Origin of the sequence: Actinokineospora auranticolor, from assembly GCF_041897805.1 — a bacterium.
GTDB classification, from domain to species: domain Bacteria; phylum Actinomycetota; class Actinomycetes; order Mycobacteriales; family Pseudonocardiaceae; genus Actinokineospora; species Actinokineospora auranticolor.
This window is the reverse complement of the sequence record NZ_CP154825.1, coordinates 4,115,813-4,137,230: the sequence shown is the minus strand read 5'-3', so window position 1 is coordinate 4,137,230 and position 21,418 is coordinate 4,115,813. Positions and strand designations below refer to the sequence as shown.

The 21,418-nt window shown below is 71.7% G+C and carries 23 protein-coding genes; 7 read left to right on the top strand and 16 right to left on the bottom strand.

The features are described from left to right. Nucleotides 1-8: 8 nt before the first annotated feature. Nucleotides 9-1,463, bottom strand: a complete 1,455-nt coding sequence (locus V5P93_RS18235) for a hypothetical protein (RefSeq protein ID WP_146108214.1) — start codon at nt 1,461-1,463, stop codon at nt 9-11. Here V5P93_RS18235 and V5P93_RS18230 point away from each other — a divergent pair. Continuing rightward, the gene (locus V5P93_RS18230) at nt 1,456-2,682 is read left to right on the top strand and encodes a hypothetical protein (RefSeq protein ID WP_104481295.1); all 1,227 of its coding nucleotides are present in this window, start codon (nt 1,456-1,458) and stop codon (nt 2,680-2,682) included. The two genes, V5P93_RS18235 and V5P93_RS18230, sit on opposite strands and share 8 nt — an antisense overlap. Nucleotides 2,683-2,738: 56 nt before the next feature. Here V5P93_RS18230 and V5P93_RS18225 read toward each other — a convergent pair whose 3' ends face one another. Together V5P93_RS18225 and V5P93_RS18220 are read right to left on the bottom strand one after the other, a co-directional pair. After that, entirely contained in the window at nt 2,739-3,377 is a 639-nt protein-coding gene (locus tag V5P93_RS18225; protein WP_104481294.1) for a hypothetical protein, read from the bottom strand. Between the two features lie 98 nt (nt 3,378-3,475). Next, a complete protein-coding gene (locus V5P93_RS18220) occupies nt 3,476-4,276 on the bottom strand; it encodes a hypothetical protein (RefSeq protein ID WP_146108213.1) in 801 nt (266 codons plus the stop codon). Nucleotides 4,277-4,448: 172 nt separating this feature from the next. Between V5P93_RS18220 and V5P93_RS18215 the strand changes: the two genes are divergently transcribed. Further along, a complete protein-coding gene (locus tag V5P93_RS18215) occupies nt 4,449-4,673 on the top strand; it encodes a hypothetical protein (RefSeq protein ID WP_104481292.1) in 225 nt (74 codons plus the stop codon). A gap of 148 nt (nt 4,674-4,821) precedes the next feature. On the opposite strand, the gene V5P93_RS18210 is transcribed toward V5P93_RS18215, so the two are convergent. The 3 genes from V5P93_RS18210 to V5P93_RS18200 all read right to left on the bottom strand — a co-directional run bounded on the left by V5P93_RS18210 (nt 4,822) and on the right by V5P93_RS18200 (nt 7,615). Beyond that, a complete protein-coding gene (locus tag V5P93_RS18210; protein WP_104481291.1) occupies nt 4,822-5,790 on the bottom strand; it encodes a transposase in 969 nt (322 codons plus the stop codon). 351 nt (nt 5,791-6,141) lie between these two features. After that, complete coding sequence (locus V5P93_RS18205; RefSeq protein ID WP_104481290.1) at nt 6,142-7,050, bottom strand: CU044_5270 family protein; 909 nt, start codon at nt 7,048-7,050, stop codon at nt 6,142-6,144. Beyond that, nucleotides 7,028-7,615 (bottom strand): RNA polymerase sigma factor, encoded by a 588-nt coding sequence (locus tag V5P93_RS18200; RefSeq protein WP_104481289.1) that lies wholly within the window; start codon nt 7,613-7,615, stop codon nt 7,028-7,030. The genes V5P93_RS18205 and V5P93_RS18200 overlap by 23 nt, the downstream gene beginning before the upstream one ends. Nucleotides 7,616-7,757: 142 nt before the next feature. On the opposite strand from V5P93_RS18200, the gene V5P93_RS18195 reads away from it, so the two are divergent. From V5P93_RS18195 to V5P93_RS18180, 4 genes are all read left to right on the top strand, one after another. Continuing rightward, entirely contained in the window at nt 7,758-8,222 is a 465-nt protein-coding gene (locus V5P93_RS18195; protein WP_104481288.1) for a hypothetical protein, read from the top strand. Nucleotides 8,223-8,373: 151 nt separating this feature from the next. Next, complete coding sequence (locus tag V5P93_RS18190) at nt 8,374-9,180, top strand: alpha/beta fold hydrolase (RefSeq protein ID WP_104481287.1); 807 nt, start codon at nt 8,374-8,376, stop codon at nt 9,178-9,180. Between the two features lie 40 nt (nt 9,181-9,220). Next, on the top strand, nt 9,221-9,403 hold the full coding sequence (locus tag V5P93_RS18185) for a hypothetical protein (RefSeq protein WP_146108212.1): 183 nt from the start codon (nt 9,221-9,223) through the stop codon (nt 9,401-9,403). A gap of 68 nt (nt 9,404-9,471) precedes the next feature. Further along, the gene (locus V5P93_RS18180; protein WP_104481286.1) at nt 9,472-10,821 is read left to right on the top strand and encodes a pentapeptide repeat-containing protein; all 1,350 of its coding nucleotides are present in this window, start codon (nt 9,472-9,474) and stop codon (nt 10,819-10,821) included. On the opposite strand, the gene V5P93_RS18175 is transcribed toward V5P93_RS18180, so the two are convergent. After that, nucleotides 10,803-11,555, bottom strand: coding sequence for a HisA/HisF-related TIM barrel protein (locus V5P93_RS18175; RefSeq protein ID WP_104481285.1), 753 nt, complete (start codon nt 11,553-11,555; stop codon nt 10,803-10,805). The genes V5P93_RS18180 and V5P93_RS18175 overlap by 19 nt on opposite strands. A gap of 515 nt (nt 11,556-12,070) precedes the next feature. Here V5P93_RS18175 and V5P93_RS18170 point away from each other — a divergent pair. Beyond that, complete coding sequence (locus V5P93_RS18170) at nt 12,071-13,894, top strand: GNAT family N-acetyltransferase (RefSeq protein WP_104481283.1); 1,824 nt, start codon at nt 12,071-12,073, stop codon at nt 13,892-13,894. A gap of 18 nt (nt 13,895-13,912) precedes the next feature. Here V5P93_RS18170 and V5P93_RS18165 read toward each other — a convergent pair whose 3' ends face one another. The 9 genes from V5P93_RS18165 to V5P93_RS18125 form a co-directional block, all read right to left on the bottom strand. Next, complete coding sequence (locus V5P93_RS18165) at nt 13,913-15,106, bottom strand: DUF11 domain-containing protein (RefSeq protein WP_104481282.1); 1,194 nt, start codon at nt 15,104-15,106, stop codon at nt 13,913-13,915. A gap of 66 nt (nt 15,107-15,172) precedes the next feature. Then, nucleotides 15,173-16,048: a hypothetical protein gene (locus V5P93_RS18160; RefSeq protein WP_104481281.1), complete on the bottom strand. Its 876-nt coding sequence runs from the start codon at nt 16,046-16,048 to the stop codon at nt 15,173-15,175. A gap of 81 nt (nt 16,049-16,129) precedes the next feature. Continuing rightward, on the bottom strand, nt 16,130-16,474 hold the full coding sequence (locus V5P93_RS18155; RefSeq protein ID WP_181043705.1) for a helix-turn-helix domain-containing protein: 345 nt from the start codon (nt 16,472-16,474) through the stop codon (nt 16,130-16,132). Continuing rightward, nucleotides 16,471-16,908, bottom strand: coding sequence for a hypothetical protein (locus V5P93_RS18150; RefSeq protein ID WP_104481279.1), 438 nt, complete (start codon nt 16,906-16,908; stop codon nt 16,471-16,473). Before V5P93_RS18150 ends, V5P93_RS18155 begins: the two co-directional genes overlap by 4 nt. 64 nt (nt 16,909-16,972) lie before the next feature. Further along, nucleotides 16,973-17,842: an AraC family transcriptional regulator gene (locus tag V5P93_RS18145; protein WP_104481278.1), complete on the bottom strand. Its 870-nt coding sequence runs from the start codon at nt 17,840-17,842 to the stop codon at nt 16,973-16,975. A gap of 14 nt (nt 17,843-17,856) precedes the next feature. Beyond that, on the bottom strand, nt 17,857-18,753 hold the full coding sequence (locus tag V5P93_RS18140) for a transporter substrate-binding domain-containing protein (RefSeq protein WP_104481277.1): 897 nt from the start codon (nt 18,751-18,753) through the stop codon (nt 17,857-17,859). Between the two features lie 32 nt (nt 18,754-18,785). Beyond that, complete coding sequence (locus tag V5P93_RS18135; RefSeq protein ID WP_104481276.1) at nt 18,786-19,586, bottom strand: amino acid ABC transporter ATP-binding protein; 801 nt, start codon at nt 19,584-19,586, stop codon at nt 18,786-18,788. Then, entirely contained in the window at nt 19,571-20,341 is a 771-nt protein-coding gene (locus V5P93_RS18130) for an amino acid ABC transporter permease (protein ID WP_245931538.1), read from the bottom strand. Before V5P93_RS18130 ends, V5P93_RS18135 begins: the two co-directional genes overlap by 16 nt. A 778-nt stretch (nt 20,342-21,119) precedes the next feature. After that, on the bottom strand, nt 21,120-21,401 hold the full coding sequence (locus V5P93_RS18125; protein WP_104481274.1) for a PLD nuclease N-terminal domain-containing protein: 282 nt from the start codon (nt 21,399-21,401) through the stop codon (nt 21,120-21,122). Nucleotides 21,402-21,418 lie beyond the last annotated feature (17 nt).

The window sequence follows — 21,418 nt, the reverse complement described above, 5'->3', positions numbered from 1 at the left end:
TGCAAGGTTCATTTACCACCAGGCCCGGCATTTCGCATATCGGAAATCGGATCCGAATTCGTCCACACGGCGATGCGCCCCCCCAAATGGACGGTCGGCAATTTCGGACGGTGCGTCGGGTCCATTGCGGCGACGTCCGCGGTGGTGGCAGTCTCGGGGGTAGAACCCATCTGGCCCACCGCCGTCGCTTCCGCACGCCACCGGAAGACACGGCCCAGGCCGGGCGCGCTGGAGAAAGGCGGTACGGTGGGAGGGGCTGTCTTCCGTGGACTCAGCACTTTGCTCAACACCGTGCAAACGCTCGTGAACCGGCCACGGCCGTTCCGGGTGGACGAGAAGCCGTACCCCAGCGAGCGCACCAGCTGGAACCGCAGCCGGGAGCGCGCTCTCCCGCTGGTGTGCCTGATCGGCGACGACGCCTGCCAATGGGCGCGGTTCCTGGAAAACCTCCTGAGCCGGGCGGCACCACCCAAAGTGCTGCACGCCACGCTCGAGGTCGACAAGGCGAGCGCGGACATCCGCGCCGCCGGTGCCAGGACCGCGCCGGAAAGCGGGACGGTGCCGGAAGAAAGGCTGCTCCCGCTGCTGACCGCGCTGCGCCGGAGCCTCGCCGCGGACCGGTTCGGCAACCAGCGAATTCGACGGTTCCGCATGTTCGGATTCGTCGAGTGGCTTTCCGCCGGACCACGCCGTCGAATCACGGTGTCGACGAGCGCGCCGCGATCACGACCTTCCTGCGGTGGTGGCACCGGGCCCGCCCCGGCAACGCGCTCGAACCGGGCGAGCCGACGCGGGTGTCCGCGCCCGGTGTGGCGTTCACACCGCGCGCGGCCACCCGCGCGCTGCGGTTCCAGTGGTGGGTCCGCGTGGGACGGGAGCGGTCGTGGCTGCGGCGCCAACCGGTCCTCTCCCCCGGCCACTCCGAGTCCTTCGTCGGGTTCGCCGAGTGGCTCACCGAGGCGAGCGGCCGCGACGACGCCCGCTACGAGCTGAAGCTGCTGCTGGTGCACGCCTTCCTCGAGGACCTGCGCCGCGAGTTCGGCACCGGGACCTGGCGCCTGCGGCGGGGGCGGCGCACCGCGCACGTGCTCGTCCTGCTCACCGGCCTGACCGAGGACAACGGCGGGTGGGAGTTGCTGAAGCTGGTCAACGACGTGCGCGACCGGTCGACCGAGCCGGATCCGGTGCTGTTCGTCGCCACCGCCGACAAGCCGCCCGACTGGCTGCCCACCGAGGTGGAGCCGGTGCACCGGCTGCCCGGCGCGCTCGCCGCGTGGGCGCGGCGGTTGCCCGAGCGGCGGCAGTTCCTGCACGACGACGCCCGGTTCGTGGTCGTCGGGATGCCGGACGACGCCGACCGGGCCGGTCGAGGACCACGACGAGACCGCGTGGTCGGACATCGGGTACCCGCGGCCCCGGCCGGTCTCGCCGCTCGTCCGCAAGGCGACGACCCGGGTGGTCACCACCGTGGTGGTGGGCGGCCTGCTCACCGCCGCCGGCCTCTGGTATGTGCCGCGCTGGCTGGGCACAGGCCTCCCCGAGCTGGGGATCGGGGTGAGCGTGCGGTTGGTCGACACCCCCATCGGCGTGGAGTGCGTCGGCTACAGCGACCGGTCGGGCCAGACCTTCGGCGACAGCGACTGGATGCGGACCGCGCAACGCGCGGTGTTCGAGATGAACGAGACGGCCGCGCGCCTGCACGCCGAGTCGCCCGCCCGGCCGCTGGTCAGCGTCATCTACCTCTCGGAACTGACCAAACCGGAGGGCCAGGTTGGCGCGGACGACTCCACGGTCGAGCAGCTGACCGGACTGCTCCTGCTCCAGGCGTGGGCCAACCAGCCGAGCGACCACCCCACCCCGGTGCTGCGGGTGGTCATCGCGAACGCGGGTTTCCTGATGAGCCAGGCCGGTACGGCGGTCGACCTGATCACGCCGCTGCTGGAGCAGGACCGGTCCGTCCTGGGCGTGGTCGGTATGAGCCGGACGGTCGACTCCGTGGAACAGGCCATCACCAGGCTCGGCGACCTCGGGGTGCCCGTCGTCGGCACGACGCTCACGGGCACCGGGTTGACCAACCGCTCACCCCTCTACTTCCAGGTCATCCCCGACAACCACCAGGAAGCGGCGCTCGTCCAGCGCTACGCGGCCGAAGCGGGCAAGGCGCTCACGGTCTACCAGCCCGAATCCGTCGACGGCGACGGGTACCTGGCGTCGTTGCACGACGAGCTGGCGCAACTCGTGCGCGCGGAGGACCTCCGCCTGTGGCGCGACGTCGCCCTGGTCGACCCGGTGTGCGGGGCCGACCGGATCGCCTTCTTCGCGGGCAGGCAACCCGACTTCGACAGGTTCCTCGACCAGGTGCTCGACGTGTGCGGCAAGGACCTGCCCACGGTGATCGGCGACGACACGGTGGCCCGTTTCGTGGCCCAGCAGGCGAAGCGCGCCAACCCGAAGTACAGCGGCAAGTCCATCACGTACGTGTCGCTGGGTCCGCTGACGGTCCTGCGCAACCGGGATTGCCTGTCGGACGGCACCACCCGGGCGACACCGCTGTGCGCGGGCCTGCGCGACCTGACCGGCGGCCGGCCACTCGCGCTGTTGCGGCTCCCGGACGTGCGGGACTTCGCCCGCCCGCCGGAGTGCGTGCTCATCGTGAACGCCGACGCGACCCAGTGCCGGTAACTCCACAGAGGACGCTCGGTTCCGGCTCCCCCGGGCCGGAACCGGTGGCGCGGCGGCTACTGCGGGTACAGCACGAAGAGCACGCCCGCCGACACGTCGGTCGTGGCGTCCGCGCCCTCGGTGACCTGGTGGTCGCGGAAGCGGACCTCGCCCGTGTCCGCGCCCATGACCTCGCCGACCACGGCGTGCCCGCTGCCGTCCGCGCGGCCGAACGCGACGGCGAAGCGCCGGTGGCTGCCCGCCGCCACCCGGCGCATCTCCGCGACCAGCGCGGTGTAGGTGGTGAGGGTGGTGGGGGTGGCCCGCAGGCCCGCGGCGCGGAACAGCGAGGTGATCTCCCCTTCCGAGGCACCGCCCCGGATCTGCATGGTTTCGGTGGTGGTGATGAGGGCGCCGACGGTCGTGTCGAGGAGGGCGGCGGCGGTGACGTAGTAGCAGTTGTCGTCGAGGCCGTAGGTGTTCGTCGCGGGGGCCGGGGGCTCGACCTCCATCTCGGCGGTCAGCGCCTCGTAGTCGGCGCGGGTGACCTCCACGTACTCGATCTGGTGCTTGGTCGGGTTGTCCCAGGTGAACACGACGGGCTGACCGCCCGCGAACTGGCCCAGGTCGGTGACGTTGGCCAGCACCAGGTCGCGGTACGGTTCCACATCGGCCACCGGGTCGCCGTAGAAGCTGTTGCTGTTGGAGAAGCGCATGGGTGGACCTCCGCGTCGTCGGCCGGACAGCCAGCACATCGCTTGATCCACTTCGGCCGTGACGGGGTGGTCACAAGATCGTCCGAACGCCCCCCGGGTCAGGGGCGGTAGCGGGGCATGACCGTCCACTCGTCGGTGGAACCGACGCGGGGGTCGTAGTTGGGGTCGTCGCTGCCGCGGATGTCGCCCTGGCGGTTGACCCAGTAGAAGCGGTACCGGGTGCTCAGCTCGACCGGCCGGTTGTTGTCGTACGGGTCGACCCGGGTGTCGACGTTCCCCAGTGCCTCGCGGAACTCGAAACCGCGCCGCTCGTCGGACCGCCAGCGCTGGTCGACGACCTCCTGCCAGCGCTGCTGACCGTGGTCGTCGACCTCGTGGAACCGCTGTCCCAACGCGATGGAGTTGTCCAGGTTCTGCCGGGCCAGCGCGCCCGCGCCGTAGGTCTGCGAACCGGCCGGGGCGACGTGCGCCGCGACGTCCGGCAGCCACTCGCGGTAGGCGGGCCAGGACGGGACCTGGGCGGCGGCCATGGTGATCGACGCGTCGCACTGCCCGTAGCCGTGGGTCACCTGGGAGACAACGACGGCGTGGCAGGCGATCGGGCCGATCGCGTAGGTCAACTCGAACAGACCCGCCGCGGTCGCGCCGGGCGGTGGCGGGACCGGGCGACCCGAGTGCCACGCGGTGACCGGCATGCCCTGCAGCCGCAGGGCGTAGTCGGCGAACTGGTCCGGGGTGAACGGTTGGAACATCCCCACCAGACCGACGGTCATGATCGCCGCCTGCTGGTCCGGGGAGTTCAGGCACAGCATGTTCGCGTTCTCCTGCACCGTCCACCCGTCGGGCAGCAGGAACCGGAAGTAGTTGCCCACCTGGGGTCGGGCCTGGGGCGCGCTCATCGTCGGGTCTCCGCTCGCTGGAATCCGACCACTGCATCGGCGCACGGCACCGGGCGTTACCCGTCGACGGTAGACAATCGGTGACGACCCCGACCGCCGTCACGCGGTCGAGGCCCCTCGATAGGGTGGCGCGGTCAACTTCGACTCCCCACCCCAGGAAAGGAACACCGCTGTGGCGATCTCGGTGGACTTGGCCAAGCAGCTCGACAAGGCCTACGAGGAACTGAGCCTGACCGAGGTGCTCGACGCGCCCGTGGCCGCGCTCGCGGGCGTCAGCGAGGGCGACGCGGAGAAGCTGGCCGCGGCCTTCGGCATCAAGACCGTCCGCGACCTGGCGAGCAGCAAGTACTTCACCCTCGCCGCCGCCCTGCTGCACCTCGAGCAGTCGGCCAAGTGACCCGCGGTCCGGGCCGGGGATTCCCCGGCCCGGACGCCGCCGCCTGAGCGCCCCCCACCCTCGACGGACCCGGTCAACGACCTTTTGAACCCCACCGCCCGAATCGAGCGCAGCCCCCGCCCTCCTCCGGGGTGTCCCTATGGGGTTGTCAAGCCGCGATGGCGGTGTGGGCGGGTTCGGTGTGGCGGTAGTGGGCGCTGTTGCGGAGCATGGCGAACAGGACGTCGCGGCGGCGTCGGGCGAGGCGGATGAGGGCGGCGTTGTGCTTCTTGCCCTCGGCTCGTTGCCGGTCGTAGTAGGTGCGGCCGGCGGGGTCGTGCAGGGCGGCGAAAGCGGAGAGGAAGAACGCGCGTTTGAGTTTGCGGTTGCCGGATCTCGCGGGGTGTTCGCCCTTGATGCTGGTGCCGGAGGTGCGGGTGACGGGAGCGATGCCCGCGTAGGCGGCCAGGTGCGCGGAGGACTTGAACGCGGAGGCGTCGCCGACTTCGAGCAGGATGCGGGCGGCGGTCCTGACCCCGATGCCGGGCATGGAGGTCAGGACCCGGGCAGCCGATCGGGCCGCCGGGCGGGACAGGATCTCCAGCGTCGCGGGGTGGGCGGCTCTCGGGCCGAGCACGCGTTCCAGCGCGGGGTGCAGGCCGGTGAGCAGGCCGCGGATGCGGTTGCTGATCCGGGTGGCCTCGGCGGCCAGATCGTCGTCGAAGCCGATGAGCACGTCCAGTTCGGCGAGGGTGTCATCGCCGACGTCGATCCGGCGCAGGGCGTGGGGCAGGGTGCGGGCGGCGTCGGCGATGACGAAGGCGTCGCGGGCGTCGGTCTTGGCGTTGCCGGGGTAGAGGTCGGCGATCCCGCGCGTGGCCAGGCCGGGCAGGTAGGCGACGTCCAGGCCGCAGGCGCGGGCCACGGTGACCGGCAGCGCGCCGATCGTGTTGTGCTGGTCGACCACCACCAAGACCCGCCCGAGCTTCGCGAGCTTGTCGAAGACCTCCCGCAGCTTGGGCTCACTGTTGGGCAGCGGCCCGCCGTGCAACCGCCTCCCTGCCGGGTCCAGGCCGACCGCGTGGTGCTCGCCCTTGCCGACGTCCAGGCCGGGGAACACCGCGTAGCCGTCGTCCATCAACGGTCCTCACGTCTCGTCGTGTCCTGGTCGCCAGTCACGCACCGACGGCCGCAACCACGTTACGACGAGACCTGCCCAGAGGGCGGCCGTGTCCCTATCAGCGGTCCACCCACGCACCAAACCCGGTCCCCCGGATCATGCGTTCGACTGGGGAAGCAAGTCATGCCGGGCCTGGCGACCAGCACTCCTTGATCAGGAGCTACGAAGAAGGTAACGGGGACAGCCCTGCTCCAGTCTACCGGCGCTGGGGTGAGGTGGAAGCGGCCGCGAAATCCTGTGGATGGACAGGGCAGGCGAGATCAAATCGCGGCCTGCCCCGGGCGGCGGATCGGATCAGGGGTTGGAGCTTCAGGGACGCTGTCCCGGCTGGTCCACGATCACCGGTTCCCGCATCGAGTCGAAGTTGGTGCCGAGGAACTGGTGGGTGGTGGGGTCGAAGACCATCACCACGCCGACGGACCCCGGATCCCCCTCCGGCTGGGTCCAGGTGATGCCGACGCCGGGCCTGCCCGCGCCGTCCTGGGTGCTGGGGATGACGGTGAGACCAGGGATCTGGGCGGCGGCCTCGTAGAGCGCGGCACGGGTGGCGGGCGGGAGCATGGACTCGGTCGCCAGGCCCAGGATGTCCTTGCCCCGGGCGTTGATGTCGCCCGGCTCGCCGCTGGCGTTGTCCGCCAGGTAGGTGATCATCGCCTCGGTGGTCGTGGGCAGGTCCGAGCGGTACGCCGGACGCACCTCACAGGGCTGGAACTGCCCCGGGACGACGTCGTCCCCCTTCACCACGGCCTCCACCCCGCCTCGACAGCCGGGCACGGGGGTGTCCCTGCCCGCCCTGCGCATGAGGCTGTCGTGCTTGCCGTCCACGGAGAACCAGGTCTCGCGGTCGCCGGTGCGGGTGTAGACGAACTGGTCGGGCCGCGGGGTCTGGCCGGTCTGGGCGCGAGCGGTCTTCGCGGCCGCGGCCAGCAGCCGCACCGGGTCCGTGACGGGCGGGGCGGTGGCCTGTCCGGTGGCGGTGGACGGCGCGGGCGGGTCGCCGCCGACGAAGGAGAAGGCGACCACGGCGGCGGCCGCCGCGGCGACGCCGATCGTCGTGCCCCCCAGCGCGATCCGGGAGCGGCGGCGGGAGGTGCGCTGCCGGGTGATGCCCGCGACCAGCCGCTGCCGGACCGGGTCGAGGTCCGCGGCCGTGGGCAGCGGGGTGTCCGCGCCGAGGTCGTGGACGAGGGTCAGGTCATCGAGCCTGGTGTTGTCCATTGTTGAGCAGCTCCTCGATGGTGTCGGTGGTGGAGGTGGCGCCGAGCGCCTCCCGCACGAGGCGGCGGGCGCGGTTGAGCCGGGAGCGGACGGTGCCGACCGGGATGTCCAGTGCCGAGGCGACTTCCTCGTAGGCCAGCTGCTCCCACGCGATCAGCAGCAGCACGTCCCGGTCCCCCGGTGACAGGGCGCCCAGCGCCGCGGTGAGCTGGGCGCGCAACGACCGGGCGGTGACGTCGGCGGCCACCCGGTCGGCGTGGTCGTGCGCGTCGACCGGGTGCGGCCGGGCGCCGAACCGGCGCGCCTCGGCGCGGCGGTGGCCGCCCGCGACGTTGGTCGCGATGCCGTAGAGCCACGGCCGGGCGTCCGGTCTGCCCCGGTCGTAGCGCTCCCGCTTGTCGAAGGCGGCGAGGAACGTCTCGGCCACCGCGTCGTCGGCCGCCTCCCGCCCCAGGCGCCGGGCCAGGTACCGGTGGATGTGCGGGGCGTGCCGGTCGAAGATCTCGGCGAACGACTCGGGCTCCCGCCGTGATCGTTCGATGATCTCCGCGTCGGTTGCTGTCATCTCGTCCTCTCGGGCGGGCACTGCGCGGTTCGGTCACCTGTTATCCGCACAACCCCCGATCCGGGTTCACGGGCCGCCGGTGTAACAGCGGCGCGTACTGGTCACCGTAGGGATTTTCCGCGAAACGCAAGGAGGTTCCGCGATGCGCATGCGCGTTCCCACCGCCGTGGTCACCGTGGGCGTGCTCGCCCTCGTGGGTGTCACGGCCACCGCCACCGCCGCCGAGGCCAAGGATCGGCCCTGCGGGCAGGCGGCGCGGGCACAGGGTGTGGGCGGCAACGGCACGCCGTGGACGCTCAAGTCGATGTACGACGACGACGGGCCGGTACCGGGGGCGCTGGTCGTCGGGGAAGAGTTCGAGATCGCCACCCGGGGCGCAGGTCAGCACTGGACGGTCACCTTCACCGACAACGACGTCGTGTTCTTCACCAACCCCGACGACGTCTCGACGCCCACCGGGCTCCGCGAGGTCCACATGACGCCCGCCGCGCGCAACACGGTGGAGCACATGAGGGCCCACGCCGTCCGCCACGACACCGGTGAGGTCATCGACGGCACCGTCGTCCTGCCACCCGCCCCCGCGCGCTGCGGCAACCGCGGCGCCTGACCCACGCAGGGGGGACACCACCCCGGCCGCTGGGGCGGCGCGTCGAGGTGGACGTGGCGTTCCGCCGCGGTGATCACAGCCGCGGCGGAACGCCACCGCCAGGTCCCGCGCGTGATATCCCTGGGATGTCGCGACGCGGAGGAGGACGGGGATGCCGAAGGTGACCGTGGACGGGCTGGAGTTGGCCGTGCTCGACCCCGGCGGTGATGGTGCGGTGGTCCTGCTCGCCCACGGCTTCGGCCTGGACAAGACGATGTTCGCGGACCTGGCCACCGCGCTGGCCCCGCGCTACCGCGTCATCACGTGGGACAGCGCCGGACACGGCGACACCACCTCCGACGGCTCGCCGTACACGTACTGGGACCTGGCACGGGGACAGCTCCAGCTGATGGACGCGCTCGGCGTCGAGCGCGCCGTCGTCGGCGGGGTCAGCCAAGGCGGTTTCATCGCCCTGCGCACCGCTCTGCTCGCACCGGAGCGGGTGACGTCGCTGGTGCTGATGGACACGGAGGCGTCCGCCCTCGCCGCGGACGACCGCGCGCAGTACACCCAGCTGTTCGCGGCTCTCACCGCTTCGGGACCGATCGACGACCTGATCGTCCCCCTGTCCCGCCAGATCGTCGGCGACGAGCGCCTGGCGGCGGTGTGGGCGGCGCGCTGGCGCGAGCGCGGGGTTCCGCTCGGCGCCCCGGTGGACTGCCTGATCACCCGGGACGACATCGTCGACCGGCTCGCTGAGATCACCTGCCCGGCCCTGCTCCTGCGCGGCTCAGAGGACGTCTCGATCCCGGTCGAGCGCATGGCGCTCCTGCGCGACCACCTGCCGGGGTCGACCGACATCCAGACCGTCGACGGCGCGGGCCACTCCCCCGCGCTGACCCACCCGGCCGCCACGGCCGCGATCATCTCCGCGTTCCTCGCCGGGGAGCTGCCCGCCAAGTCCCAGCGGATGGTGTGACGCCGCGTCCGGTCCGGCGCGGGGCGGCTACGCCTCGCCCATGAGGACCACAGCGGTGGCCGCCGCCATGGCCGCGACCAGCATGTTCATCGTCTCGCCCGCGTCGGCGGACCCGGCTGCCCAGCGGTTGCTCACCGCCGACCCCGGCGGCGGCACGGTGGGTGTCACGGTCGCGGGCGTGCCCGGCCAGACCTGGGACCTGGCGCCGGGTACCACCGGGTAGCCCGGGCGCGCCACCCGATCGGTTGACGGTTGGCGGTCCGGCCGCCGTGCCGGCGCGACGCTGGTGGGGTGACAACCGACTCGGCACGACGCGGACCCGTCGAGCACGACGCGCCGGTGCGCTACACCGTGCTCTCCGTGAAGGTGATCATCGCGTGGGCGGTGCTGATCGTGGCGGTGGGGGGTGCGGTGACGGCGTGGCTGCTGATGGGGCACACCGACCGCGACACCGAGGCCGACCGGCTCAAGCTCGACGCGATCCGGACGGCGGGGTCGATCGTGGTCGGCACCGGGGGCGCGGCGGCGCTGCTGCTCGCCGCGCGCAGGCAGCGCAGCACCGAGATCGCCCTGCGGCAGAAGGACCGCGACCAGGCCGACACCGCGCTCGCGTTCGCGCTGCGGGAGCGGGTCGCCGCCGACACCCGCGACGACGCCGCCGCCCGGCGGATCACCGACCTCTACACCAAGGCCGTGGAGCTGCTCGGCTCGCCGCACGCCCCGGTCCGGCTCGGTGGCCTCTACGCCCTCGAACGGCTGGCCCAGGACAACCCGGGCCAGCGGCAGACCATCGTGAACGTGCTGTGCGCGTGCCTGCGGATGCCGTGCGAACTGCCCGACGACACCAGCGACGACCTGCCCGTCGAGCAGATCGAGGACACCTACCGGGCGACCTACCGCGAGCGCCTCCAGGAGCGCGAGGTCCGCCTCACCGCGCAGCGCCTGATCACCGCGCACCTCTGCCCGGGCGAGCACACCGACGGCCCGCTGTCGACGTTCTGGCGCGACATCGACCTCGACCTCACCGCGGCGACGCTGGTCGGCTTCAGCCTGCGGCGGTGCGCGGTGCGCACGGCGGTCTTCCGCTCCGCCACCTTCGTCGGCTACGCCGACTTCGCCTCGGCCGCCTTCTCCGGCGACGCCGACTTCGGCGCGACCACCTTCACCGGCGGCGCCAACTTCGGCGCCACGCGCTTCGCGGCCGACGCGGACTTCGAGTGGACCACCTTCACCGAGTACGCCAACTTCGAGGCGGCGACCTTCGCCACCGCGGACTTCGAGTGGAGCACCTTCGGCGACGGCGCCGACTTCGAGTCCGCGCAGTTCACCCACAGCGCGAACTTCGGTTCCACGACCTTCACCGACGGCGCCGACTTCGAGCGCACCCACTTCCACGACGGCGCCAACTTCGGCGCGGCGGGCTTCACCGGCTACGCCGACTTCCGCACCACGGTCTTCGGCGGCACCACCAACTTCGGCGCCGCCACCTTCACCGCCAACGCGGACTTCCACGGCGCCGAGTTCTGCCCGATCCCGGCGCCGCGCACCGATTCACCCACCGACCCCCAGGTCGACTTCCACAGCACGACCTTCGAACGCGGGATCCCGCCGGAACTCGCCGACTACACCGACCTCGACTGACCGCTCCCCGTCGTGGCGCTCAGGGCCTGGGAGAAGGTGAACGCGTTGGCGTAGAGGGCACGGCCGATGATGGCGCCCGCCACACCGCGGGGCGCGAGCGTCGCGACGGAGCGGAGCTCGCCGAGGGAGCTGATGCCGCCCGCCGCCAGGACCGGGGTCGGGGTCGCGGCGCAGACGTCCTCGAACAGGGGGAAGTTCGGGCCGGACAAGGTGCCTTCGCGGGTCACGTCGGTGACCACGTACCGGGTGCAGCCCGCTTGGTCGAGGGTGGTGATGACGTCGGTGAGGGTGGCGACGGTCGTCCCGTGACCGGGTCCCGCGACGTGGCGGGCGTCGTCGACGGTGCGCACCGGGAGGCTCACCCCCAGGCGGTCGCTGTGCCGGGAGACGGCGCGGGCGCACCAGTCGAGGTCGGTGAGGGCGGACCGGCCGAGGTTGAGCCGGGCGCACCCGGTGGCGAGCGCGCGGTCGAGGGAGGCGTCGTCGGTCAGGGTGTCGCGGCACATCAGCTGCACGTCGATGTCCACCGCGCCGATGACCCGGCGGACGGTGTCGATGTCGTCGTCGACGGCGACCAGGTGCAGCCAGGTCGCGCCCTGCCGCTGGAACTCCAGCGCGGTGCGGACCGGGTCGACCCGGACGGGTTCGGGTACGTGGCCGTCGCCCACGAGGTGCACCACCCGCCCGCGGGCGACGTGGATGGATGGGAACACCGTGAACGCGTCCGTGGTCATCCGGCCTCCTGCTCGGGGTTGATCAAGGGTCACTTAACCGCGTGGGGCGAACCGCGAAACTCGTCCATCAGGGTGGGAACCGGTCGACACCGGTTTGGAGCAGCGCGGGACCACGCAGGGTCCGCGCCCGTGCGACGTCGGGTTCATTTCACCGGCAATGGCGTTACGGGGATTCTCACGCGGTGGTGGCGGCGGAGAGCGTGGGCGGGACCAGCCGACCGCCGTGGGAGGACCGAACGTCACGGATCCGGTGTCCGGAACGGACAGTGCGGCCGTGACCGCGGCCCACGAACCGCTGCTGTCCGTCGCGGACCCGGACGAGGTCGCCGACCTCGCCGCCGCGGAGAACCTGGTGCGGTGCTGGGTGCGGGAAACCCGCGTCGCGGAGCCCGATGGCGACGTCCTGGCGTTGTCGCTGCCCGCTTCCGGGGCGCGGTTGCGGGTCCGGGTGCACTACTGGTCGCGAACGGGCCACCACCGGTTCGGGCCGGTGAAACACCGAGCGCGGGGTCCGGTTGGACTCCACTGCGGTCGCCGCGCTGCTGGCCACGGAGGCGGCGTCCGAGGCGTCGCGGGCACCGTCCGACGCGGTCGCCGACATGGTGGGCCGCGTGCTGGATTCCCGCAGGCGGGTGGCGCGACAGGTCGAGGCCCGGCGCGCGGAACACCCTTCGGGGGCGCTCGATTTCCTCGCCGGTGAGCAGTCACTCGTGCTGGGGCACCCGCTGCACCCGTCACCAGCGAGCCGGGAGGGTCTGACCGGGGAATCGGCGCGGACGTGTTCCCCCGAGCTGCGCGGGGAGTTCGCGCTGAGCTGGTTCGCCGTGGCAGCGGAGTTGGTGGACCAGGACTCGGCCTTGGCCACGCCCGCCGACCGGGTGGTGGCGGAGCAGGCACCGGAGTTGGTCGTGCCGGAGGGGTTCACCGCCGTACCCGCGCACCCGTGGCAGGCGGGTGACCTGGTGACCCGGCCCGGGGTCGGGGAGTTGCTGGACCGGGGCGCGTTGGTGCCGTTGGGGTCGGCGGGACCACAGTGGTCCCCGACCTCGTCGTTGCGCACGGTCTACCGGCCGGACGCGCCGGTGATGCTGAAGCTGTCCCTGGGGTTGCGGATCACGAACTCCCGCCGGGAGCACCTGCCGGTCGAGCTGGCGCGGGGGATCGCCGTGCACCGGCTGCTGGCGGCGGGGCTGGGCGCGGACCTGCGGGCCGCGTACCCGGACTTCGACGTCGTCCGCGATCCGGCGTGGCTCGCGGTCCGCGGCGCGCGCGGGTTGGAGGTGGTACTGCGCGACAACCCCTTCCGGCACGGGGAGCGCGTCTCGTGCCTGGCCGGGCTGACCGCGTCACGCCCGGACCGACCCGGTGGCCGGTCCACCCTGGGCGCCCTCTTCCACGACCTCGCTCGACGGGACGGCAGGGAGACCCAGGAGGTCGCAGAGGAGTGGTTGGCGCGCTACCTCGACGCCGTCATCGCCCCGGTGCTGTGTTTGTACGGTGCGCACGGCCTCGGTTTGGAGGCGCACCAGCAGAACACGCTCGTTGTGCTGGACGAGTCCGGCCTGCCCTCAGGTGGGCGCTACCGGGACAACCAGGGGTACTACTTCTCCGCCGAGCGCGCCGACGCGCTCTCGCGGTGGCAACCGGGCGTGGGGCGGGACCTCGGCACCTGGTGCCCCGACGCGGTGATCGACGAACGCCTCGGCTACTACGTCGGCGTCAACAACCTCCTCGGCCTCGTCGGCGCGCTCGGCGCTCAACGGCTGGCCGATGATCGGCCCGGTCGACGGGCAGTCGGTCTACGTCGACATCGCCAACCCGCTCGCGTGATCACCGCCGACGACCCGGTGCCGGTACCCGCGGGTGACTTCCACCTGCGGCCGGTCGATCCGGTGGCGGACGCGGAACTGGTGCGCGCTTGGATGAACGACCCCGAGGTGGCCCGCTACTGGAACATGGCCTGGTCACAGCGGAGGATCGTCGACTACCTCCGCGCCACCGCCGCCGAACGCGACGCCTGGATCGGGCACCTCGGCACCGAGGCGATGAGCTACTGGGAGGTCTACCGGGTAGCCGCGGACCCGCTCGCCCGGTGCTACCCCGCGCATCCCGACGACCTCGGCGTGCACCTGCTCATCGGTCCGGCCCACCACCGGGGCCGCGGTCTCGGCCACCACCTCCTGACCGCCGTGACCGACGCCGTCCTCGCCGCCCACCCCGAGGCCGCCGCGTCGTCGCCGAACCCGACTCGCGCAACGCATCCTCGATCAAGACGTTCGAACGGTCCGGTTACACCTTCCTCGGCACCGTGGACCTGCCCGACAAGACCGCCGCGCTGATGTCCCGCGAACGCGGCGTCAGCAGGTGATGAGCAGTCCCAGGACCGTGTCGCAGGTCGCGGTCGCGGAGTCGTTGGCCGGGTTGGGGTCCACCGGCGTCCCGGCGACCTTGACGACCCGGGCGGTGCGTTGACCAAGGGTGAGCAGGTCCGCGACGGTGCGGACCACGCGCTGGGTGGACTTGCCCGGCTCCAGCGGGCCGACCACACAGGACACCTGGTTGCCGGACGCGGTGCAGCCTGCGGGGACCAGGGTGGGCGTGATGCCCGCGGGCAGGGTCAGGACGACGGTCGCCGAGCCGAGGGTCGCTGGGCCGGAGTTGGCGACGCCGATCGTGTAGTCGACGCGGCTGCCGGTGATGGGCGCGGCGGCGGTGAGGGTCACGGCGGCGTCGGCGGGGACGACGACGGCCCAGTCGCCCGCCATGAGCGCGGCCGTGGCACCGCCCGGGGAGGCCGCGGTGCGGGAGCGGCCGGTGCCGTCGGGCTTGACGGTGTCGAAGACGCGGCCGTAGCCGCCGGTGATCAGGATCCGGGCGCCGTCCGGGGACCACTGGGGCCCGTACTCGGTGGACGCACTGGGCACAGTGGACAGTCCACTGCCGTCGGCACCGACCACGCCGACGCCCGCGGTGACGCGGCTGAAGAGGGTGAACGCGACGCGGGTGCCGTCGGGCGACCAGTCCGGGTGCCAGGCGCTGGTGTAGTCGGGGTTGTCGGTCAGGCGGATCGCGTTGGCGCCGTTGAGGTCCGCGACCCACAGGTTGCCGTTGGCGATCCCGGTGGGCGGTGGCACGTAGGCGATGCGGGTGCCGTTGGGCGACACCGCGGGTTCCGCCCCGGTGATGCCGGTGGACGCGCCACCGGTGCCGTCGGCGTTCACCGACACGATGACGCCGTCGCGGTTCGAGTAGAAGATCCGGCCGTTCGGCGCCCAGGACAGCGTCCACACGACGAATCCCCGCTCCACCACGCCGTCGGCGCCGACCTGGGTCTGCCCGCTGCCGTCGGCGTTCATCACCCAGATCTGGTTGACACCGGTCCGGCTGCTGATGAACGCCACTTTCCGCCCGTCCGCCGACACCACCGGCGACGAGTCGTACTCGGGGTGGGTGGTCAGCCGCGCGCGGTCGGTGCCGTCGGGGTTGACGGCGAGCGCCTGGACATAGCCCGATCGGTCAGCCCGGCGCACCTGTTGGGTAGCCGCCCCCATCGGGCTACGGGGGCGGCGCGGACGGGTTAGCGCGGCGTGGACCGGTGGCCCTGGGTGCTCGGGCCGCTACGCGGTCTGCTCGATCAGCACCTGCATGCCCTGGGAGTCGACCAGCAGCACCGCGGGCAGGAACTGGCCGTTGGCGTGCTCGGACTTCATGACCTCCTCCCGGATGGCGTCCAGCCACCCGGATTCGGCGGCCGCGATGAGCAGCTGGTCCGGGTTCGGCATGCCGACGACGATGCGGTCCGTGCCGAGTTGCCGGGACAGCCGGGCGTGGAAGTCGTCGAGGGCGATGGCGGAGGAGGCCAGCCAGGTGGCCCGGGTCATCGAGAGCAGGTCGCCGCGGTCGGACTCGTGTACCTCCATGCGCAGGCCGCGCTTGAGGTTGTCGCCCGCCTGGGCCAGCAGGTCGGCCAGCGGTGGGGCGCCCATGTCCTCGTGTTCCTTGGCGGTCAGGTAGTGCACGCCGACCGTGCCGCGCTCGGTCATGCCGACCCGGCCGAGGGTCACGGCGAGCTGGCCGGGGACCAATTGGAGGTGCGGGAGGGATTCGAGGAGGGACGAGCCGGTGGCGGCGGTGCTCCAGACCAGGGGCAGCAGCTCCTCGCCGGTCTCCTGCGCCTGCTGCCGCGCCGCTTCGACCATCACCCGGCGCGCCTCGGTGAAGGCCGCCTCCCAGCCGTCGGGGGCGGGGCGGGCGAAGCTGTAGGTCTGCTGGACACCCGGGAAGGTCGCGGCGACGAACGCGTTGTCCTCGTCCGAGGGCTGCCACTCGCTGTAGACGGCGGTGACGTCCGCCGGGGTGATGCCGCGCTCGGTCGAGACGTGCGCCCAGGCCAGGCGGACGGCGTCGTCGGCCTGGGTGGGGACGTTGGCCAGTGCCGGTTCGCCTTCCCGCAGTTGGAACACGATGACGTTCACGGTGACGTCGTTGTTCATGGCCACGAGGCTAGTGCCGGGCGCGTGTGAGGCGTGTTGCGAGAGCGGTTCGCCTTCCCCACGCGCGCCCGGCCACAAGGTCTAGACCATATGACGGGTGCGCCGATAGTCGCGCGGCGCGCAGCCGTAGGTCTGGCGGAACACCCGGCTGAAGTACGAGGAATCCGGGATGCCCCACCGAGCGCCCACTTCGGACACCCCGGTCCCGCGCGCGGCCAGCAGGTCGACCCGGCACCGCTCCAGCCGCCGGTCCCGGATCCACCGCGCCACCGTGGTTCCCTCGGTCTCGAACAGCCGGTACAGCTGCCGGGTCGAGACGTGGTTGGCCGCCGCGACCCCGGTCGGGCTCAGCTCCGGGTCGGAGAGCCGGGCGTCGATGAAGGCGTGGATGCGGTGCAGCAGGGGATCCGGGCCGCGGCCGGTCACGACTTGTATTCGGGGTGCAGCGACAGCGCGATGAACTGGAACGGCCGGTCCACGCTCTTGTAGCCGAGCGGGCAGTGCCGCACACCCGCCGGGATGTAGACCGACGCGCTGGTGGAGATCTCGTAGACCTCGCCCTCGATGGTCAGCTCCGCGACCGCGCCGAGGTCGTTGATGTCGTCGGGGTTCGAGCCCATCCACAGCAGGACCTCGTCGTACTCGTGCGTGTGCTCGAGCACGTACGGGTTCGGCGTCGGCACCTGGTAGATCCAGCTGTAGGCGATGTGCACCTGGCAGCCCGGCACCTGCCAGCCGCTGATCAGCGCGTGCGCGCCGCTGGTACCGCCCTCGACCTCGCCGTAGGCCAGCACGCCCTCGTTGGGCAGCTCCTCGCGGACCATGTTGCGAACGATGTACTTCTCGTACTTCCCTGCCATGTCAACGCCTTTCGCTTCGATGTGGCCTGTTTCGAAGCTACGAGCGCGGACCCCGCGCGGACAGTCAGAGGTCGTGGGCCAACTGGTACTTTTCGCGGATGTCCCGCCGAAAGTCACCCGGGCTCGCGCCCGCCTCCCGCTTGAAGAACCGGCCGAAGTAGGACGGGTCCTCGAAGCCGAGGGCGTGCGCGATCTGCGCGACGCTCAGCTCGGTCTGCGCCAGCAGCCGCTTGGCCTCCAGCGCCAGCGCCGCGCGGATCACCGCGCCCGGGGTCGTGCCCAGGGCGGCGCGCACGAGGTCGGTGAGGTGGCCCGCGGTCACCCCGACCCGCTCGGCGTACGCGGTCACCGAGCGCTCGGCGAGCACGTGCTTGGTGACCAGCCGGGTGAACCGCCACACGATCGACGACGAAGCGGGCACCCGCGGGTGCGCCTGCCGCAGCCGTTGGATGCGCACCAGCAGGATGTGCAGGTGCGCCTGCAACATCGTGGCGTACCCGGGGTCACGGGACCGGTACTCCCGGTCGATGTCGTCGAGCACCTCCTCGACCTGCGCGGCTTGCGCGTCGTCGAGCCGCAGCAGCGGGCTGCCGCCCGGCGCCGGGAGCAGCCCGCCGGGGTGCACGAGCAGGAACTCCTCGGCGAACACCAGAACCCGACCGGTGATCAGTTCGGAATCCTTCCAGAAGTGCACCTGGCCGGGCGCGAGCACGTACACCGAGTTCGGCTCGATCTCGTACGGCTCGAAGTCGACGACGTGCACTCCCCCGCCGCCGGTGAGGAACAGGATCTCGTAGAAGTCGTGCCGGTGCGGGAACCGGGCCCTGGTGAAGGACCCGATCTCGTCGAAGGTCCCGATGGCGAACGGCGACAGGCCGTTCGGCACCGGGACCTCGATCTCGTGCAGCGGCAGCGGCGGTGTCGCGCGGACCATGCCGCCCCCTTCGCCTAGCTGCCCTTGGTGGCCAGGTTGATCCCCGGTTCGGGCAGCGCCTTGAGTCCATAGTGGCCGATGATGGTGTCCAGCGTGCCATCTGCCTTGAGCGCCTTCAACGCCGCGAGCAGCGCGTCGGCCAACTGGGTGTCGTCCTTGCGCAGGTACATGCCCACGTAGCTGAGCCCGAAGTTCTCCGACACGATCGCGATCGGCGCGTTCTGCTTCTCGATCGCGTACTTGGCCTGCTCGGTCACCGCGACCTGGAAGTCGGCCTGGCCGGAGCGCAGCGCGAGGTCGGCGTCCTGGGCGGTCGGGTACTGGCGGGCCTCCGCGGCGGCCTTGCCCTTCTTGACGCAGTCCTGCGAGATCTCCTCGGCGTGCTTGACGTCGGTGGTGCCACGGATGGTGGCGATCCGCTTACCGCACGCGTCATCGATCGACTTGAACTTGCCCTCGTTGGCCTTCGCGGTCACCAGCACGCTGGCCGACTGCATGTAGTCGACGAACACCCCGACCCGCTGCCGCTCCTCGGTGTCGGACAGGCCGTCGTCGGCCATGTCGAAGCGGCCCGCCGCGACCCCGGGCAGCAGCGCCTCCCAGGCGATGTTCTCGATCTTGTAGCCGACGCCGAGCTTGGCCGCGACGGCCTTGCCGACCTCGGGGGTGATACCGCCGGTGATGGTGTTGTCCGCGTCGGTGAGCAGGTAGGGCAGGTTCGGCAGGGTGGTGCCGACGTTGAGTACCCCCGCGTCCTTGATCCGCTGCGGCAGCAGGTCGTGCAGCGCCTGGTCCTTGGCGGGCTGGGCGGTCGCGGCGGGGGCGGTCGGCTGCTGCTGGGCACCGGGGTCACCGCACCCCGCGGTGACCAGGATGGCGGCGAGCGCCGTGACGGCCAGGCGTCTGGGCATGGTCGGGCTCCTTCGAGGGGGATCGGCGGGGATCAGTCGGCTTCGGGGTGGCGGCGGACGTGCGCGAGGAAGGCCGCGGTCCGGGCGGAGTCGGGGTGGCGCAGCACGCGGTCGGCGGGGCCGGACTCGACGATGACGCCCTCGTCCATGAAGACCACGGTGTCGGCCACGTCGGCGGCGAAGCCGATCTCGTGGGTGACCACGACCATGGTCATGCCCTGGTCGGCGAGGTCCCGCATGACCGCGAGCACCTCCCCGACCAGCTCGGGGTCGAGCGCGCTGGTGGGCTCGTCGAAGAGCAGCACCGAGGGCCGCATGGCGAGCGCGCGGGCGATGGCCACCCGCTGCTGCTGGCCGCCGGAGAGCTGGCCGGGCAGCTTGTCGGCGTGCCCGGCGAGGCCGACCCTGGCCAGCAGCTCGCGGGCCTCCGCCTCGACCTCGGCGGGGTCGCGGCCGAGCACCTTGACCGGGCCGAGGGTGATGTTGCGCAGCGCGCTCAGGTGGCTGAACAGGTTGAACTGCTGGAACACCATGCCCATCCGCAGCCGGGCCCGGGCGGTGTCGCGCTCGCTGCTCTCGTGCAGCCGCCCGTCGCGCGGCTCGTAGCCCACGAGCAGGCCGTCGACCTGCACGAACCCGGCGTCGAGCGGTTCGAGGTGGTTGACGCAGCGCAGCAGGGTGCTCTTGCCGCTGCCGGACGGGCCGATGACGCACACGACCTCGCCCGGCGCCACGTCCAGGTCGACGCCGCGCAGCACCGCCATCGCGCCGAAGGACTTGCGCAGGCCGCGCAGCCGCAGGCCGCCTTCCGCCGTCATCACGCCGCCGCCCATCGCTCGAGGAAGCGCTGCCCGAGCCCGGCGAGGGTGACCAGGATGAGGTACCACCCCGTCGCCACCAGCAGCAGCGCGATGACCTGGTAGTTCTGCCCGTAGATCTGCTGCGCCCGGGTCATCAGGTCGCCACCGCCGATGACCGACACCAGCGAGGTGCCCTTCAGGATCAGGATGAACTGGTTGCCCAGCGCGGGCAGGATGACCCGGACGGACTGCGGCAGCACGATGGCCCGGGTCGCCTGCGCGCGGGTCATGCCGATGGTCAGCGCGGCGTCGACCTGACCACCGGGCACCGCGAGGAACCCGCCCCGGATGATCTCCGCGAGGTAGGCCGCCTCGTGCAGGCCCAGCCCCAGCATGGCGGCCAGGAACGGGGTGATCACCGCGTTGGTCTGGGCGAAGCCGAGGGTGGGGAACAGCAGCGACAGGTTGAACCAGAACACGATCTGCACGACCAGCGGCACACCCCGGAAGAACCAGATGTACCCGGAGGCCGCCGCGATGGCGACGGGGTTGTGCGACTGGCGCATCATGGCCAGCAGGGCACCGAGCACCAGCCCGATGCCGAGGGTGGCGAAGGTCAGCACCAGGGTGGTGCCGACACCCTCCATGACGGGTGTCGACAGGAAGTACTGACCGATCACCACCCAGTCCAGGTTCGGGCTCGTGACCACCGTGTAGGCCAACCACCCGACCACCGCGACCAACACCGCGCCGACCACCCAGCGGGACGCGTATCCCCTGCGCCGCACCACTTCCAACGTGTGCGCGTTTTCCAGCATCATCCTCCCCCTCTGCCCGGGTGCGAAGCACGGTAGGCCGCCGCGGAGCCGGTTTCTTGACTCTCCCTGCCAAGCTCCCACCCGACGCCAGGCACCCGCGCGCACTGGCCCGTCAGGGAATTTCCGCGGCCAATCGGACACAGTGGACCGATCACCGCTGATGCCGGGACCACGGCCCGATGACGATCGAGTTCACCCGCCTGCCCGAGGTCGACCCCACGCCCTGACGGCGATGATGACCAGATCCGAGGTCCTGAACCCGCGGTCGGTCACCGCCCTGCTGCCGCCAACCCGTGGGCGGGTGAATACCCTGCTACGACTGGGGCATCGGTGTTCCAGCGCGGACCGCTGTCGCCGCGGCAGCACGAGAGGTGACACGAGCGGGAGTGCCCAGACGTCAGCGCCGGTTTCACCCCGGCGAACACCGCGCTGAGCGCCCTTCTCAGCAACGTGGGTCTTGAGCTGGACCGCGAGCACGGCCCGAATCGCGGCTTCGGTTCCGGTGAATGGCCATCGAACTCCGGCAGACATGGGAACCGAGTCGTCCCCGAGTCTCGTAGCGGGGCTCGAGTTCGCCGCCGACCCGGGGGCGAATCCTCAATTCCGCGGGCAGGGTTATCGCCGCGAAGTGGACGTTCTGTCGCCCCTCGGTGGGGACGCGATCGGGCGCCAGGTCGGCGGTGAATCTCGGATCGCCACCGTGCGGCCGGTATGGCGCGGACTTCGGTGTGCGCGGGGTAGCGCTCTGTCACTGGCCGCCATGCGGATGCGGACCAGGCCGACCGCCGCGCCCCGAGCACGGGGCGCACCCCCTGCCGGGGTGGTGCCTGCCCCACCGCCAGTAGGTGATCGGGCCGACGAAGTTGATCGCGATCGCCGCCGCCCAGAGCGGTTTCGGGCCGTTGACCTGCTCGGCGCGACGGTGGGCCAGGTCGGTCCACGCCCACGCGGCGAGGCCGATCTGGAGGACCGCCGCCGCGATGACTCCTCTGCGCTGACAACGGGTCAGGTCTGTCCACTTGCGCCGCATCGTTGTCTCCTTCGCTG

Coding starts and splice junctions, on each gene's coding strand:
- V5P93_RS18185 (WP_146108212.1), top strand. CDS start 9,221: ATGAGGACCACAGCGGTGGCCGCCGCCATGGCCGCGACCAGCATGTTC.
- V5P93_RS18205 (WP_104481290.1), bottom strand. CDS start 7,050: ATGGACAACACCAGGCTCGATGACCTGACCCTCGTCCACGACCTCGGC.
- V5P93_RS18220 (WP_146108213.1), bottom strand. CDS start 4,276: ATGAGCGCGCCCCAGGCCCGACCCCAGGTGGGCAACTACTTCCGGTTC.
- V5P93_RS18125 (WP_104481274.1), bottom strand. CDS start 21,401: ATGCGGCGCAAGTGGACAGACCTGACCCGTTGTCAGCGCAGAGGAGTC.
- V5P93_RS18145 (WP_104481278.1), bottom strand. CDS start 17,842: ATGGTCCGCGCGACACCGCCGCTGCCGCTGCACGAGATCGAGGTCCCG.
- V5P93_RS18140 (WP_104481277.1), bottom strand. CDS start 18,753: ATGCCCAGACGCCTGGCCGTCACGGCGCTCGCCGCCATCCTGGTCACC.
- V5P93_RS18200 (WP_104481289.1), bottom strand. CDS start 7,615: ATGACAGCAACCGACGCGGAGATCATCGAACGATCACGGCGGGAGCCC.
- V5P93_RS18195 (WP_104481288.1), top strand. CDS start 7,758: ATGCGCATGCGCGTTCCCACCGCCGTGGTCACCGTGGGCGTGCTCGCC.
- V5P93_RS18175 (WP_104481285.1), bottom strand. CDS start 11,555: ATGACCACGGACGCGTTCACGGTGTTCCCATCCATCCACGTCGCCCGC.
- V5P93_RS18190 (WP_104481287.1), top strand. CDS start 8,374: ATGCCGAAGGTGACCGTGGACGGGCTGGAGTTGGCCGTGCTCGACCCC.
- V5P93_RS18225 (WP_104481294.1), bottom strand. CDS start 3,377: ATGCGCTTCTCCAACAGCAACAGCTTCTACGGCGACCCGGTGGCCGAT.
- V5P93_RS18165 (WP_104481282.1), bottom strand. CDS start 15,106: ATGGGGGCGGCTACCCAACAGGTGCGCCGGGCTGACCGATCGGGCTAT.
- V5P93_RS18210 (WP_104481291.1), bottom strand. CDS start 5,790: ATGGACGACGGCTACGCGGTGTTCCCCGGCCTGGACGTCGGCAAGGGC.
- V5P93_RS18150 (WP_104481279.1), bottom strand. CDS start 16,908: ATGGCAGGGAAGTACGAGAAGTACATCGTTCGCAACATGGTCCGCGAG.
- V5P93_RS18160 (WP_104481281.1), bottom strand. CDS start 16,048: ATGAACAACGACGTCACCGTGAACGTCATCGTGTTCCAACTGCGGGAA.
- V5P93_RS18135 (WP_104481276.1), bottom strand. CDS start 19,586: ATGGGCGGCGGCGTGATGACGGCGGAAGGCGGCCTGCGGCTGCGCGGC.